Raw genomic sequence first — 15,757 nt, 5'->3', positions numbered from 1 at the left:
TCAACGAGAGGATTCACCATGTCTGTAATTAAGATGACCGATCTGGATCTGGCGGGCAAACGCGTATTCATCCGTGCCGATCTGAACGTGCCGGTTAAAGACGGGAAAGTCACCAGCGATGCGCGTATCCGTGCTTCTCTGCCGACCATTGAACTGGCCCTGAAACAGGGTGCTAAAGTCATGGTGACTTCTCACCTGGGTCGTCCGACCGAAGGCGAGTACAACGAAGAATTCTCTCTGCTGCCAGTGGTTAACTACCTGAAAGATAAACTGTCTAACCCGGTTCGTCTGGTAAAAGATTACCTGGACGGCGTAGACGTTGCTGCGGGTGAGCTGGTTGTGCTGGAAAACGTTCGCTTCAACAAAGGCGAGAAAAAAGACGACGAAGCGCTGTCCAAAAAATACGCCGCACTGTGTGACGTGTTCGTTATGGATGCGTTCGGTACCGCTCACCGCGCACAGGCTTCTACTCACGGCATCGCTAAATTCGCTGACGTTGCCTGTGCAGGCCCGCTGCTGGCAGACGAACTGGAAGCGCTGGGCAAAGCCCTGAAAGAGCCAGCTCGCCCAATGGTTGCTATCGTTGGTGGTTCTAAAGTTTCTACCAAACTGACCGTGCTGGACTCCCTGTCCAAAATCGCTGACCAACTGATCGTTGGTGGCGGTATCGCGAACACCTTCGTTGCAGCCCAGGGCCACAACGTGGGTAAATCCCTGTACGAAGCAGACCTGGTTGATACCGCAAAAGATCTGCTGACCCGTTGCGATATTCCAGTGCCAACCGACGTGCGTGTTGCGACTGAGTTTTCCGAAACTGCGACCGCAACCCTGAAGTCCGTGAACGACATCAAAGATGAAGAGCAGATTCTGGACATGGGCGACGTTTCCGCTGAGAAACTGGCCGTGATCCTGAAAAACGCGAAAACCATTCTGTGGAACGGCCCGGTTGGCGTATTCGAATTCCCTAACTTCCGTAAAGGGACCGAAATCGTTGCCCGCGCTATCGCAGACAGCGAAGCCTTCTCTATCGCTGGCGGCGGCGACACTCTGGCGGCTATCGACCTGTTCGGTATCGCAGACAAAATTTCCTACATCTCTACCGGCGGTGGCGCATTCCTCGAGTTCGTGGAAGGCAAAGTACTGTCAGCAGTAGCCATGCTCGAAGAGCGCGCTAAGAAGTAATTCCTACGGGCAGGGTATCCTGCCCGTTGATTTATTGCCGCCCGGCAAGACTCAGGACGGTGATTCGATTTTTTCCAAGGCCTACAGGACACATCAACATGTCTAAAATTTTTGATTTCGTAAAACCAGGTGTTGTAACTGGCGACGACGTACAGAAAATCTTCCAGGTAGCAAAAGAGAATAACTTTGCGCTGCCAGCCGTTAACTGCGTCGGTACTGACTCTATTAACGCCGTTCTGGAAACCGCTGCGAAAGTAAAATCCCCGGTTATCGTTCAGTTCTCTAACGGCGGTGCTGCTTTCATCGCTGGTAAAGGCGTGAAAACTGATGTTCCACAGGGTGCTGCTATCCTGGGCGCAATCTCTGGTGCACACCACGTACACCAGATGGCTGAACACTACGGCGTGCCGGTTATCCTGCACACTGACCACTGCGCTAAAAAACTGCTGCCGTGGATCGACGGCCTGCTGGACGCGGGTGAAAAACACTTCGCCGCTACCGGTAAACCACTGTTCTCTTCCCACATGATTGACCTGTCCGAAGAGTCTCTGGAAGAAAACATTGAAATCAGCTCCAAATACCTGGCGCGCATGTCCAAACTGGGCATGACCCTGGAAATCGAACTGGGCTGCACCGGTGGTGAAGAAGATGGCGTGGACAACAGCCACATGGACGCTTCTGCTCTGTACACCCAGCCAGAAGACGTCGATTACGCTTACACCGAACTGAGCAAAATCAGCCCACGTTTCACCATTGCGGCTTCCTTCGGTAACGTACACGGCGTGTACAAACCAGGTAACGTGGTTCTGACCCCAACCATCCTGCGCGATTCTCAGGAATATGTTTCTAAGAAACACAACCTGCCGCACAACAGCCTGAACTTCGTCTTCCACGGCGGTTCCGGTTCTTCTGCTCAGGAAATCAAAGACTCCGTAAGCTACGGCGTGATCAAAATGAACATCGATACCGATACCCAGTGGGCGACCTGGGACGGCATCCTGAAATACTACAAAGAAAACGAAGCTTACCTGCAGGGTCAGCTGGGTAACCCGAAAGGCGCTGACCAGCCGAACAAAAAATACTACGATCCGCGTGTTTGGCTGCGTGCAGCACAGACTTCTATGATCGTTCGCCTGGAGCAGGCATTCAAAGAGCTGAACGCGGTAGACGTTCTGTAATTTGAGCTAATCTTGCCTCGTTAAAACCCGCTTCGGCGGGTTTTTTTATATTCAAATAAAAGTGTAATATTTGCAGCTGTTTTTAATATTGAGTTATATTTTAACCGGTCAGGCTGAATTGACGAAAATACGCATGAATCTTCATTTCAAATAACAGCTTACTTACATTTATATGAATTTATTATCACCATAAATTTATTTTATCTGGGATATTTAGGTTGACCTTAATCATATAAATAGCAGATCGAAAAATAATAACTTATTGTTATTTATGGGTTTTATTTGTGTTGTGTGCTTATTAAGCAAATCCGGCTTAAGCACTTGTGAGTCGCAGCACATAACCTTTGACGGGGAATCCGTAAGATCGCCGCCATCGGCAACTAATTAGGCATGGCGCTTTATGGATAATACGACATTACCTAAAACACAGCACCTGGTTGTATTTCAGGAGGTGGTAAGAAGTGGTTCATTTGGCTCTGCGGCGAAGCAGCTGAGTTTGACCCAGCCAGCGGTCAGTAAAATCATCAGCGACATGGAGAGCCTGTTCGGGCTGGAGCTTATCATCCGCAAAAATACCGGCGTGCAACTCACCGCAGCAGGAAAAGTGCTGCTCGGTTACGCCGAGTCGATTACCCGCGAAATGCGCAATATGTGCAACGAAATGAGCAGTCTGGTCGGAAGCGAAGCGGTAGATGTTTCGTTTGGCTACCCTTCACTTATCGGCTTCACCTTCCTGCCGGGGATGATGAAAGCCTTCAAAGAGCAGTATCCTCATGCCGAAGTTTCGATGTTTGAAGCGCAGCTTTGTTCGTTCTTACCGGCAATACGAGACGGAAGGCTGGACTTTGCCATCGGCACCCTCAGCGACGAGATGCTGCTTCAGGATTTACACATTGAGCCGCTGTTCGAATCGGAGTTTATTCTGGTTGCCAGCCGAACACGAACGCGCGGAGGCGCGATGACGCTTCGCTCATTAAGCCATGAGCAGTGGGTGTTGCCTCAAACCGAAATGGGCTACTACCGTGAACTCCTGACCATCCTGCAACAGAACCACATCACCAGCGATAAAATCATTAAAACTGACTCTGTAGTCACCATTTATAATATGGTGCTGACCGCTGGTTTTCTGACGATTATTCCTCGTGAAATGATTGCCCCCTTTGGTTCTCAGGAATTTATTCAGGTTCCACTAACGGATGAATTGCCTGTCGCGCGCTATGCCGCAGTATGGTCGAAAAACTGTCGAATAAAAAAATCTGCTGCCACTTTGGTTGAGTTGGCCAAAGTACATTCAGTGCGTAACAAATATGAATTTAATAAATTAACGGTGGTAGCTTAGCAAAACTAACCGACTCGATTTTTATCATTAATTAATCCAGAGTGGCGAATTAAATCTATTTGCCATCTCTAATATCGCTTATTGTTTTTTCATGCAGAGGTCAACATGCATATCGACAACGAACTCCCTGTCACTATTAACGATGTTCTGGAAGCCAAGAAAAGAATATCTGGATTCGTGTATAAAACCGGAATGCCGAGATCTAATTACCTTAGTGAATGCTGTAAAGGTGATATTTATTTGAAGTTTGAAAATATGCAGCGTACCGGCTCATTTAAAATGCGTGGTGCGTTTAATAAACTTAGCTCACTGAGTGAGGAAGAAAGAGCCCGCGGCGTTGTGGCTTGTTCTGCGGGGAACCATGCTCAGGGCGTTTCGTTGTCATGCGCGCTGCTGGGAATCGACGGTAAGGTCGTGATGCCAAAAGGTGCGCCGAAGTCAAAGGTCGCCGCCACGACTGACTATTCGGCCCAAGTGATAATCCACGGCGATAACTTTAACGAAACAATCGCTAAGGTCAGCGAAATTGTTGAGATGGAAGGGCGCATTTTTATCCCGCCTTATGATGATGAAAAAGTCATTGCCGGGCAGGGAACAATTGGCCTGGAGATTCTTGAAGATCTTTACGACGTTGATAACGTGATTGTGCCTATTGGCGGTGGTGGGCTAATTGCCGGGATTGCGGTGGCAATTAAATCCATTAACCCGACTATTAATATTATTGGCGTGCAGGCAGAAAACGTCCACGGCATGGCTTCTTCTTTCCGTACTGGCGAAATCACCGCGTATCGAGCAAGCAGCACGTTGGCTGACGGCTGTGATGTCGCTCGTCCAGGAACGTTAACCTTCGAAATCGTTAAGAAATTAGTTACTGATATTATTTTGGTCAGTGAGGACGATATCAGAAATAGTATGGTGGCACTTATTCAGAGGAATAAAATTGTCACTGAAGGTGCCGGGGCACTTGCTTCTGCCGCATTATTAAGTGGCAAGCTAGACCAGTATATTAAAGGCCGTAAAACCGTGAGTATTATTTCTGGCGGAAATATTGATTTGTCTCGTGTCTCTGAAATTACGGGCACCGCGGAAGCCTGCCTGAGCTAAATAAGGATCTTCATTATGAGTAATGTAGAAACAACTCTTGTTGGTCAAAAAGAATCCTCCCTGTGGCGTAAGTCCGATACCACCTGGACTTTGGGTCTGTTTGGCACCGCCATCGGCGCGGGGGTGCTGTTTTTCCCGATTCGTGCGGGCTATGGCGGCCTGATCCCAATATTGATTATGCTGGTTTTGGCTTATCCAATCGCTTTCTTCTGCCATCGTGCGCTGGCGAGACTTTGTCTTTCCGGCAGCAATCCGTCGGGTAATATCACCGAAGTTGTAGAGGAGCATTTTGGTAAAACTGGTGGGGTAGTCATCACCTTCCTTTACTTCTTTGCCATTTGCCCGCTGTTGTGGATTTATGGCGTCACCATTACCAACACCTTCATGACTTTTTGGGAAAATCAGCTCCAGCTGATGCCGTTAAATCGTGGGCTGGTGGCGTTGTTCCTGCTGATGCTGATGGCGTTTGTCATCTTCTTCGGCAAGGATCTGATGGTGAAGGTAATGAGCTATCTTGTGTTCCCGTTTATCGCAAGTCTGGTCATTATTTCCCTGTCGCTCATCCCCTACTGGAATTCAGCGGTTATCGATCAGGTGAACCTGAGTGAAATCGCGCTGACTGGCCATGACGGCATCCTGGTGACGGTGTGGCTCGGGATTTCTATCATGGTGTTCTCCTTCAACTTCTCACCGATTGTCTCTTCATTTGTGGTGTCGAAGCGCGAAGAGTACGAAGCTGATTTCGGGCGAGGGTATACCGAGGATAAATGCTCAAAAATCATCTCTCGTGCCAGCATGTTGATGGTTGGCGTGGTGATGTTCTTCGCCTTCAGCTGCCTGTTCACGCTCTCGCCACAGAATATGGCCGAAGCAAAAGCGCAAAATATCCCGGTACTTTCCTATCTCGCCAACCATTTCTCTTCACTGTCTGGTTCGAAGTCAACCTTTGCCACCGGGCTGGAATACGGTGCGTCGATTATCGCCCTGGTGGCCATTTTCAAATCCTTCTTCGGCCACTATCTGGGAACGCTGGAAGGGCTGAACGGCCTTGTCCTGAAGTTTGGCTATAAGAGTGACAAGACGAAGATTTCTGAGGGCAAACTTAATCTGATCAGCATGGCGTTTATCATGGGATCAACCTGGGTTGTGGCCTACGCCAATCCAAACATACTTGATCTGATTGAAGCGATGGGTGCCCCAATTATTGCCTCGCTGCTTTGTCTGCTGCCGATGTACGCGATTCGTAAAGTTCCGGCGCTGAGCAAATATAAAGGCAGAACCGAAAATATCTTTGTTACCGTGATCGGCGTGCTGACGATCCTTAATATTGTATACAAACTCATGTAATTAATTTCCATTGGCTCAGGATGAGTGAACGTTAATATGAATGAATCTCCGGTAATATTAACCATAAATTGCGGTTCATCTTCGGTTAAATTTTCCGTGCTGGATGAGTTAACCATGGAGCCACTTTTAACGGGAATTTTTGAGGGCATAAATACCGAATCCGCAACGCTTATTGTTAATGGCGGTGAACCGGTGAAACTGGTGCATTCTGATTATGAGGATGCGCTGGCGGCAGTAGCCCTTGAGCTTGAAAAACGTAATCTGACTGAAAGCGTGGCCTATATAGGCCACCGCATTGCGCACGGCGGCGCGGTTTTTAGCGAGTCAGTATTGCTCACGGACGATATCGTGGAGCAAATTCGCGCCGTCTCGCCTCTCGCGCCGCTGCACAACTATGCCAACCTCAGCGGCGTGGCTTCGGCCAGGCAACGTTTTCCGGGCGTGCCGCAGGTTGCGGTTTTTGATACCAGCTTTCATCAGACCATGAGCCCCGAAGCCTATCTCTACGGCCTGCCATACCGCTATTTCACAGAGCACGGCGTCAGGCGGTATGGGTTTCACGGGACCTCTCACCGCTATGTTTCAATTCAGGCAAATGCGTTACCTGAACTGAAAGGGCGCCCATCAGGGTTAGTGATTGCTCACTTAGGCAACGGAGCATCGGTGTGTGCGGTTGTCGACGGGCAAAGCGTTGATACGTCGATGGGGATGACGCCGCTGGAAGGGCTAATCATGGGGACACGCTGCGGTGACGTCGACTTTGGAGCAATGGTGTGGCTGGCAAGGCAAACCGGGCAGTCGCTGGACGATCTTGAGCAGGTTGCAAACACCGAGTCAGGGCTGCTGGGGCTTTCAGGTATATCTTCTGACTTACGGACGCTGGAAAAAGCCCTGCAGCAGGGGGATGCCCGTGCGGAGCTGGCAATCAACACCTTTGTTCACCGCATTGCCAAAGCCATCGGCGGGCACGCAGCTTCGCTGCCAAATTTTGATGGGCTAATTTTTACCGGCGGCATTGGTGAAAACTCCGCGCTTATTCGCCGTCTGGTTATTCAGCATTTACGGGTATTCGGTTTCGAATTGGATGAAAAAGAGAATGCGCGACCTAATTCTGACGGCGAACGTGTTATTTCAAGCAAGAACTCGGCAGTGCTGTGCGCGGTTATTCCGACCAACGAAGAAAAAATGATTGCTCTTGATGCCCGGGAATTAGGCAAGGCATCGCAGTTTGCGGCATTCGCTTAATATTATTTGCGGTACAGAGGATTGAATAAATGAAAATGGATATTGATATTTCCCATGATAATTATGCTCAGGCATGGCAGCAGTTTCGTGGGGAATGCTGGCAGCATGAGATTAATGTTCGGGATTTTATCCAGCAAAACTACACGCCGTATGAAGGGGATGACACGTTTCTGGCGGGAGCAACGTCAGGGACGACGGCGCTATGGGAAAAGGTGATGGAGGGCATTCGCGTCGAAAATGCCACTCATGCGCCGCTCGATTTTGACACTAACGTTGCCACTTCAATTACCGCCCATGCCCCCGGTTACATTATCCAGCAGCATGAGAAAATTGTCGGTCTGCAGACGGACAAACCGCTAAAACGCGCGCTGCATCCTTTTGGCGGTATCAATATGATCAAAAGCTCGTTTGAAGCCTATGGTCGTAAAATGGACCCTGACTTTGAGTATCAATTTACCGAGCTGCGGAAAACGCACAATCAGGGCGTGTTCGACGTTTATTCGCCGGATATTCTCCGCTGCCGCAAGTCCGGCGTACTGACGGGGCTGCCGGATGGTTACGGGCGGGGGCGAATCATCGGCGATTACCGCCGCGTGGCGCTGTATGGTATTGCCTACTTGGTGCGAGAGCGCGAGCTTCAGTTTGCCGATCTGCAGCAGAAACTTGAGCGCGGAGAGGATCTTGAAGCGACGATTCGCCTGCGTGAAGAGCTGGCGGAGCATCGCCATGCGCTGCTGCAAATTCAGGACATGGCCGCCGGATACGGGTTTGATATCTCGAGGCCGGCGAGCAACGCGCAGGAGGCGATTCAATGGCTTTACTTCGCGTATCTGGCGGCAGTGAAGTCACAAAACGGTGGGGCGATGTCCCTTGGCCGCACCGCAACCTTTATCGATATTTATATGGAGCGCGATATCCGTTCTGGCCTGCTCAATGAGCAACAGGCGCAAGAGCTTATTGACCACTTTATTATGAAAATCCGCATGGTGCGCTTCCTGCGCACGCCGGAGTTTGATTCACTGTTTTCAGGGGATCCTATCTGGGCGACGGAAGTGCTGGGCGGAACGGGGCTGGATGGTCGTACGCTAGTGACCAAAAGTACCTTCCGCTATCTGAACACGCTATACACCATGGGGCCATCGCCGGAGCCGAATATGACCATCCTTTGGTCTGAGGCGCTGCCGAAAGCGTTCAAGGTTTATGCCGCCAGGGTGTCTATCGAAACCTCGTCATTGCAGTATGAAAACGATGACCTGATGCGCAGCGATTTCGCCAGCGACGACTACGCGATTGCCTGTTGCGTTAGCCCGATGGTGATTGGCAAGCAGATGCAGTTCTTTGGCGCCCGCGCCAACCTGGCAAAAACGCTGCTGTACTGCATCAACGGGGGAATGGATGAAAAGCTGAAGATCCAGGTCGGGCCCAAAACCCCAATGTTGCTTGACGACGTGCTGGACTACGACAAGGTGATGGCCAGCCTGGACAATTTTATGGACTGGCTGGCGGTGCAGTATGTGACGGCCCTGAACCTGATCCACTACATGCACGATAAATACAGCTACGAAGCTTCGCTGATGGCCCTGCATGACAGGGATGTTTACCGGACAATGGCCTGCGGCATCGCCGGGCTTTCGGTGGCGGTAGATTCGCTTTCGGCCATCAAACATGCGGTAGTGAAGCCAGTGCGCGACCATACCGGGCTGGCGGTGGATTTCGTGATTGAGGGCGACTATCCGCAGTACGGCAATAACGACGATCGCGTGGACGCCATTGCCTGCGACCTGGTTGAGCGTTTCATGAAGAAAATTCAGGCGCTGCCAACCTACCGTCACGCCGTGCCGACCCAGTCTATTTTGACCATTACTTCGAATGTAGTGTATGGACAAAAAACGGGAAATACGCCGGATGGCCGCAGGGGAGGAACGCCGTTTGCGCCCGGCGCTAACCCGATGCACGGGCGAGACACTAAAGGGGCGGTAGCCTCGTTAACCTCCGTGGCTAAGCTGCCGTTCAGCTATGCAAAAGATGGTATCTCTTATACGTTTTCCATTGTGCCGGCGGCGCTGGGCAAAGATGATTCCGTCCGCCGCCTGAACCTGGTCGGACTGCTTGACGGCTACTTCCATCACGATGTCAAAACGGAAGGCGGTCAGCACCTGAACGTTAACGTGTTGAACCGCGAAATGCTGATGGACGCCATAGAGCATCCTGAAAATTACCCGACGCTGACCATTCGTGTTTCAGGCTATGCGGTGCGTTTCAATGCGCTTACCCGCGAACAGCAGCAGGATGTTATTTCCCGAACCTTTACTCAAACGTTGTAAGCCCGCTTTCAGCCCGGACATCCGTCCGGGCTTTTCCTCCCTTTTGCCGCATTAATACTCAATTTGAGAACAATTTTGTGACGTACTTGGCACATTCATGCGTTTTTGTTTACCCTTTAGGGTTTGAGCTGCCTTACCGGGCGGAGAAACTTTTCAGACAAGGAACAGTAGATGGAAGATCTCAACGTAGTAGACAGTATTCATAATGCGGGAGGCTGGCTGGTGCGCAATCAGGAACTTCTCCTGAGCTATGCGGTAAACATCGTCGCCGCCGTGGCTATTTTGATCGCCGGGATGATCGTTGCCCGTCTGGTCTCCGGGGCCGTTAATCGACTGATGCTGGCTCGCAGTATCGACAGCACCGTTGCTGACTTCCTTTCCGCGCTGGTGCGCTACGGGATCATCGCGTTCACGCTGATTGCCGCCCTGAGCCGTGTTGGGGTACAGACCGCTTCGGTGATTGCCGTGCTGGGTGCCGCCGGTCTGGCCGTTGGTCTGGCGCTGCAGGGCTCTCTGTCTAACCTGGCCGCAGGCGTGTTGCTGGTGACCTTCCGCCCATTCCGTACCGGGGAGTATGTCGATCTCGGCGGCATTGCGGGCACCGTGCTGAATGTGCAAATCTTCTCCACCACGCTGCGTACCGTTGATGGCAAAATCGTCGTTGTGCCGAACGGGAAAATTATCGCCGGCAATATCATTAACTTCTCCCGCGAACCTGCCCGCCGCAACGAATTCATCATCGGCGTGGCCTACGATGCGGATATCGATCGGGTGAAGCAGATCCTGACTGAAATCATCACCAGTGACGAGCGTGTGCTGAAGGATCGCGATATCACCGTGCGCCTGAACGAGCTTGGCCCTTCATCCGTTAACTTTGTGGTGCGGGCATGGAGCAAAAGCGGCGATTTGCAAAACGTTTACTGGGACGTGCTGGAACGCATCAAGAAAGCCCTTGATGCAAACGGCATCGGCATTCCTTACCCGCAAATGGACGTTCACGTTCGCCAGATTAAAGAATCTGATAACGCATAATGCCCGGGGCCAGCTTCCGCTGGCCTTATTTTTACCTGCAATAATTAGCCATTCTTATCAGCGATTAAAACTATCAATTTCCTCTAATAATTTTTGCGCATTACACTCACGCCCAGTGATGAATATTTGAAGGGTGTGCAGCGTGTTATCTTATTATTTTCAGGGTATTGCATTGGGGGCCGCGCTAATTCTGCCGCTGGGGCCGCAAAATGCCTTCGTGATGAATCAGGGCATTCGTCGTCAGTATCATCTGATGATTGCTTCTCTGTGTGCGCTGAGCGACATCATTTTGATTTGCGGCGGGATTTTTGGCGGTAGCGCCATTCTGATGCAGTCACCCTGGCTGCTGGCGCTGGTCACCTGGGGCGGCGTGGCATTTCTGCTGTGGTACGGCTGGGGAGCACTGCGCACGGCGATGAGCAGCAACCTGGAGCTGGCCTCGGCCGAAGTGTTAAAGCAGGGGCGCTGGAAAATTGTGGTTACCATGCTGGCCGTCACCTGGCTCAACCCGCATGTCTATCTGGACACCTTTGTGGTGCTCGGTAGCCTGGGGGGCCAGCTTGCGGACGAAGCAAAACGCTGGTTCGCGCTGGGGACCATTAGCACCTCCATTCTCTGGTTTTACGGCCTGGCTATTCTTGCCGCCTGGCTGGCACCTCGTCTGCGTACCGCGAAAGCCCAGCGCATTATCAACGGCGTGGTTGGGATTGTGATGTGGTTTATTGCCGCGCAACTGGCCCGGGATGGGGTGCAGCATATCGCCGCGCTCATGGGCTAATTCGCCATAATCTGATAGACAAGTTACCATTACAGGCTAAGCTTGCTGGCAGCGCCGGAAGTTTATTGCATGGCGTAATCACAGTGGAACGTAGCACGGAGGAGTTACAGTGAAGTTTAAAATTTTAGCATTAGCCGCGTTAATGGGATTAGGTTCTGTTTCTGTGCAGGCAGGTGAGTTGCCAAACGGGCCGCACGTGGTCACCTCCGGGACAGCCAGCGTTGATGCCGTACCTGATATCGCCACGCTCGCTATCGAAGTCAACGTGTCCGCTAAGGACGCGGCTTCTGCCAAAAAACAGGCCGACGACCGTGTGGCGCAATACCTGACTTTCCTGCAGAAAAATGGCGTAGAGAAGAAGGATATCAACGCCGCTAACCTGCGCACGCAGCCAGAATATGACTACCTGAAAGACGGCAAAACTCAGCTCAAGGGCTACCGGGCGGTACGCCAGGTGGAAGTCACCCTGCGTCAGCTGGATAAAATGAACGAATTGTTGGATGGGGCGCTGAAGTCTGGCCTGAACGAAATCCGTTCCGTGTCGCTGGGCGTAGCGCATCCAGAAGAGTACAAAGATAAAGCACGTAAAGAGGCGATTACCGACGCAACCCGTCAGGCTAAGCTGCTGGCCGAAGGCTTTAACAGCAAGCTGGGCCCGGTTTACAGCGTGCGTTACCACGTTTCTAACTACCAGCCTGCGCCGATGGTTCGCATGATGAAAGCGGATGCGGCTGCACCGGCTTCCGCTCAGGATACCTACGATCAGCAGACTATTCAGTTTGACGATCAGGTCGATGTAGTGTTTGAACTGCAGGGCGCACAAACGCCGGCGGCACCTGCTCAGTAAGATGTGATCTTCACCTTAACCCTCGCCGCTGCCGGCGGGGGTTACTCAACGCGTTATTCCGTGTCCTGCCTCAATACCTTGTGCCCGTACTCCAGCAAAGCATCCGTCACGTTGCGCATCATGCGGCTTTCCGGCGCAAAGCGGTGCCAGTAAAGCATGCGGCGCTGCAGCAGGCCCGGCGTCAGGTCGATTAATTCCCCGCTATTCAACTCGCGCTCAATTTGCAGGTGCGGGATCATACAGCACGTTGTGCCCTGGCGAGCTAGTTGCACAAAGGCCTCCGAAGAGTTAACGATGTGGCATGGCACGCTGCCGGGGGACAGATCGAAGTTCTGCTGTAAAAATGCCTGATGCATATCATCGAGATGGTCAAAGGCAACGGCAGGGGCTTTAAGCAGCGCCGACCGCGTGACGCCGTTTGGGAAATAGCGCTCGGCAAAATCTTTTGAGCCAACAAACAGGTAGTCCAGCGCACCCAGTCGATCCACCAGGCAGCTTGGCAGCGGCTGAGGCTGAATGGAAACCGCCCCCACCACTTCGCCCCGGCGCAGGCGTTCCTGAGTACGGGTTTCATCTTCAACCTGAAGGTTCAGGCGAATCGGGGAGTCGGCTAATACCGGCGCAAGGGCCGGCAGCAGCCAGGTGGCCAGGCTATCGGCGTTGACCGCCAGCGAGAGCAGCAGAGGCGTGGAGCCGGTTTGCTCGTCCCCCAGCCACTCTTCTTCCAGCAGTTCCACCTGGCGTAAAAGCGCCAGCAGTTTTTGGCCCTGCTCGGTAGGACGAGGCGGCACGGTGCGTACCAACAATGGCTGGCCGAACATCGTTTCCAGTTGCTTAATACGTTGTGACACCGCCGACTGAGTAATGCACAGCTTCTGCGCCGCACGCTCAAATCCTCGTTCACGAATTACCGCATCCAGCGCCTGCAGCGTTCTGTAGTCCGGGCGTTTCATTGTTGTTCATCTGCTCCTGATTTCGTCGTGCAGCCACTATGACATAAATTTGCCGCTGATTCAGACCAAATCAGCAAACGGGCACCGCGTTCGAACGTGATGGTGTTGGCATTGCGGCAAAGCCGGGGACATTTTCCCGACGCATGCTCTATAATGCGCGTCAGTTTCCACATCACAGGCATAAAATTATGACGCAGGATGAACTGAAAAAAGCAGTCGGATGGGCAGCACTCCAGTACGTGCAGCCGGGCACCATTGTTGGGGTGGGCACGGGCTCAACCGCCGCGCATTTTATTGATGCTTTGGGCACCATCAAACACCAGATTGAAGGTGCTGTTTCCAGCTCCGACGCTTCCACCGCGAAACTGAAAAGCCTTGGGATCCACGTTTTCGATCTCAATGAGGTGGATTCATTAGGCGTTTACGTCGACGGTGCCGATGAGATCAACGCCCAGATGCAGATGATCAAAGGCGGTGGTGCCGCGTTGACTCGTGAGAAAATCATCGCCTCCGTTGCCGATAAGTTTGTCTGTATTGCGGACGCCTCCAAGCAGGTTGATATTCTCGGTAATTTCCCGCTGCCGGTGGAAGTGATCCCGATGGCGCGTAGCGCCGTAGCGCGTGAGCTGGTGAAGCTGGGTGGTCGCCCGGAGTACCGCCAGGGCGTGGTTACGGACAACGGGAACATCATTCTGGATGTGCATGGTTTGAGCATCATGGAGCCGATGAAGCTGGAAAACACCATCAACGGTATTCCTGGCGTGGTGACCGTGGGCTTGTTTGCGAACCGCGGCGCGGATGTGGCGCTGATCGGCACCGCAGATGGCGTGAAAACCATCGTGAAATGATCTGACCGGGGCGCGTTCTGCGCCCCAAAAAACCGTATAAAAAATGACAAATTATTTTAACCGCATATTTGGTGACATATATCACATTTCGGTAACAGTTCTGTGATTCATGCCTGGTTCACTCTCCCGCTTAGCATTTTATTCTGACTCCCGCCGCCTTATTCCCGCCTGACGATACGGCGACGCAATCGTTCATATTGCCCCAAACGTAGATTTTGATATTTTGACAGAAGGGTAACTTATAGGCGGTGGCGCATCACCGCCTAAAAACGAACACAACAGCACTGTAAATAGGGTCGGGAAATGGCAAAAGTATCACTGGATAAAGACAGAATTAAATTCCTGCTTGTGGAAGGCGTGCACCAGAAGGCGGTAGACAGCCTCCGTGCAGCGGGATACACCAACATTGAATTCCATAAAGGCGCGCTGGATTCCGAGGCGCTCAAAGAGTCGATCCGTGATGCTCACTTCATTGGCCTGCGTTCCCGCACCCATTTGACCGAAGAGATCTTTGCTGCGGCTGAAAAACTGGTGGCAGTGGGCTGCTTCTGCATCGGCACCAACCAGGTTGACCTGGATGCGGCGGCGAAGCGCGGTATCCCTGTTTTCAACGCCCCATTCTCTAACACCCGTTCCGTTGCCGAACTGGTGATCGGTGAATTACTGCTGTTGCTGCGTGGCATTCCTGAAGCTAACGCCAAAGCGCACCGTGGCGTGTGGAACAAGCTGGCGGTAGGCTCTTTTGAAGCCCGTGGTAAAAAACTGGGCATCATTGGTTACGGCCACATCGGTACGCAGCTGGGCATTCTGGCAGAATCCTTGGGGATGCACGTCTTCTTCTACGACATCGAAAACAAGCTGCCGCTGGGCAATGCCACCCAGGTTCAGCATCTCTCCGATCTGCTGAACATGAGCGATGTAGTTAGCCTGCATGTGCCGGAAAACGCCTCCACCAAAAACATGATTGGAGCGGGCGAACTGGCCCTGATGAAGCCTGGCTCACTGCTGATCAACGCTTCCCGCGGTACGGTAGTAGATATTCCTGCTCTGTGCGGTGCCCTTTCCAGCAAGCATCTGTCCGGTGCAGCCATTGACGTCTTCCCGACCGAGCCGGCCACCAACAGCGATCCGTTTAACTCACCTCTGTGCGAGTTCGATAACGTGATCCTGACCCCGCACATCGGGGGATCAACTCAGGAAGCGCAGGAAAACATCGGTCTGGAAGTGGCGGGCAAGCTGGCGAAATACTCGGATAACGGCTCTACGCTGTCTGCGGTTAACTTCCCGGAGGTTTCGCTCCCTCTGCACGGCGGCACCAGCAGCCGCCTGCTGCATATTCATGAAAACCGCCCGGGGATCCTGACCGCGCTCAACCAGATCTTTGCCGATCAGGGCATCAACATTGCAGCTCAGTTCCTGCAGACCACGCCGCACATGGGTTACGTGGTGATTGATATTGATGCGCCTGAAGATGTGGCTGAGAAAGCGCTGAAATCAATGAAAGCGATTCCGGGCACCATCCGCGCCCGTCTGCTGTACTGATCTGAATCATGGCCTCTTCCTCCAGCGGGGAAGGGGCA

At 52.3% G+C, this 15,757-nt stretch carries 13 protein-coding genes; 12 read left to right on the top strand and 1 reads right to left on the bottom strand.

Translation table 11 applies throughout. The features are described 5' to 3' along the window. The first annotated feature begins 18 nt into the window (after positions 1–18). The 10 genes from VW41_20035 (at position 19) to VW41_19990 (ending at position 12,376) form a co-directional block, all read left to right on the top strand. Positions 19–1,182, top strand: coding sequence for a phosphoglycerate kinase (locus VW41_20035; GenBank protein AJZ91142.1), 1,164 nt, complete (start codon positions 19–21; stop codon positions 1,180–1,182). 98 nt (positions 1,183–1,280) lie between these two features. Beyond that, on the top strand, positions 1,281–2,360 hold the full coding sequence (locus VW41_20030; protein ID AJZ91141.1) for a fructose-bisphosphate aldolase: 1,080 nt from the start codon (positions 1,281–1,283) through the stop codon (positions 2,358–2,360). A gap of 400 nt (positions 2,361–2,760) precedes the next feature. Next, positions 2,761–3,699 (top strand): transcriptional regulator, encoded by a 939-nt coding sequence (locus tag VW41_20025; protein AJZ91140.1) that lies wholly within the window; start codon positions 2,761–2,763, stop codon positions 3,697–3,699. Positions 3,700–3,804: 105 nt separating this feature from the next. After that, a complete protein-coding gene (locus tag VW41_20020) occupies positions 3,805–4,803 on the top strand; it encodes a threonine dehydratase (protein AJZ91139.1) in 999 nt (332 codons plus the stop codon). A 15-nt stretch (positions 4,804–4,818) separates the two neighbouring features. After that, positions 4,819–6,150, top strand: a complete 1,332-nt coding sequence (locus VW41_20015) for a septum site-determining protein (GenBank protein ID AJZ91138.1) — start codon at positions 4,819–4,821, stop codon at positions 6,148–6,150. A gap of 36 nt (positions 6,151–6,186) precedes the next feature. Then, positions 6,187–7,395 (top strand): propionate kinase, encoded by a 1,209-nt coding sequence (locus tag VW41_20010; protein ID AJZ91137.1) that lies wholly within the window; start codon positions 6,187–6,189, stop codon positions 7,393–7,395. 29 nt (positions 7,396–7,424) lie between these two features. After that, positions 7,425–9,719: a pyruvate formate-lyase gene (locus tag VW41_20005; GenBank protein ID AJZ91136.1), complete on the top strand. Its 2,295-nt coding sequence runs from the start codon at positions 7,425–7,427 to the stop codon at positions 9,717–9,719. Positions 9,720–9,890: 171 nt separating this feature from the next. Further along, positions 9,891–10,751: a mechanosensitive ion channel protein MscS gene (locus VW41_20000; protein AJZ91135.1), complete on the top strand. Its 861-nt coding sequence runs from the start codon at positions 9,891–9,893 to the stop codon at positions 10,749–10,751. Positions 10,752–10,893: 142 nt separating this feature from the next. Continuing rightward, positions 10,894–11,529, top strand: coding sequence for an arginine exporter protein (locus VW41_19995; protein AJZ91134.1), 636 nt, complete (start codon positions 10,894–10,896; stop codon positions 11,527–11,529). A gap of 109 nt (positions 11,530–11,638) precedes the next feature. Then, complete coding sequence (locus VW41_19990; protein ID AJZ91133.1) at positions 11,639–12,376, top strand: hypothetical protein; 738 nt, start codon at positions 11,639–11,641, stop codon at positions 12,374–12,376. A gap of 53 nt (positions 12,377–12,429) precedes the next feature. Here the strand turns inward: VW41_19990 and VW41_19985 are convergent, their stop codons facing one another. Further along, entirely contained in the window at positions 12,430–13,329 is a 900-nt protein-coding gene (locus tag VW41_19985; GenBank protein AJZ91132.1) for a chromosome replication initiation inhibitor protein, read from the bottom strand. 188 nt (positions 13,330–13,517) lie between these two features. On the opposite strand from VW41_19985, the gene VW41_19980 reads away from it, so the two are divergent. Both VW41_19980 and VW41_19975 read left to right on the top strand, forming a co-directional pair. Beyond that, positions 13,518–14,177 (top strand): ribose 5-phosphate isomerase, encoded by a 660-nt coding sequence (locus tag VW41_19980; protein AJZ91131.1) that lies wholly within the window; start codon positions 13,518–13,520, stop codon positions 14,175–14,177. A 303-nt stretch (positions 14,178–14,480) separates the two neighbouring features. Beyond that, positions 14,481–15,719 (top strand): D-3-phosphoglycerate dehydrogenase, encoded by a 1,239-nt coding sequence (locus tag VW41_19975; GenBank protein AJZ91130.1) that lies wholly within the window; start codon positions 14,481–14,483, stop codon positions 15,717–15,719. Positions 15,720–15,757: the final 38 nt, after the last annotated feature.

Source organism: Klebsiella michiganensis (assembly GCA_000963575.1).
GTDB classification, from domain to species: Bacteria; Pseudomonadota; Gammaproteobacteria; order Enterobacterales; family Enterobacteriaceae; genus Cedecea; species Cedecea michiganensis_A.
This window is presented reverse-complemented; position numbering and strand designations above follow the sequence as displayed.

Coding starts and splice junctions, on each gene's coding strand:
- VW41_20015 (AJZ91138.1), top strand. CDS start 4,819: ATGAGTAATGTAGAAACAACTCTTGTTGGTCAAAAAGAATCCTCCCTG.
- VW41_20010 (AJZ91137.1), top strand. CDS start 6,187: ATGAATGAATCTCCGGTAATATTAACCATAAATTGCGGTTCATCTTCG.
- VW41_20000 (AJZ91135.1), top strand. CDS start 9,891: ATGGAAGATCTCAACGTAGTAGACAGTATTCATAATGCGGGAGGCTGG.
- VW41_19985 (AJZ91132.1), bottom strand. CDS start 13,329: ATGAAACGCCCGGACTACAGAACGCTGCAGGCGCTGGATGCGGTAATT.
- VW41_19980 (AJZ91131.1), top strand. CDS start 13,518: ATGACGCAGGATGAACTGAAAAAAGCAGTCGGATGGGCAGCACTCCAG.
- VW41_19975 (AJZ91130.1), top strand. CDS start 14,481: ATGGCAAAAGTATCACTGGATAAAGACAGAATTAAATTCCTGCTTGTG.
- VW41_20035 (AJZ91142.1), top strand. CDS start 19: ATGTCTGTAATTAAGATGACCGATCTGGATCTGGCGGGCAAACGCGTA.
- VW41_20020 (AJZ91139.1), top strand. CDS start 3,805: ATGCATATCGACAACGAACTCCCTGTCACTATTAACGATGTTCTGGAA.
- VW41_20030 (AJZ91141.1), top strand. CDS start 1,281: ATGTCTAAAATTTTTGATTTCGTAAAACCAGGTGTTGTAACTGGCGAC.
- VW41_20005 (AJZ91136.1), top strand. CDS start 7,425: ATGAAAATGGATATTGATATTTCCCATGATAATTATGCTCAGGCATGG.
- VW41_20025 (AJZ91140.1), top strand. CDS start 2,761: ATGGATAATACGACATTACCTAAAACACAGCACCTGGTTGTATTTCAG.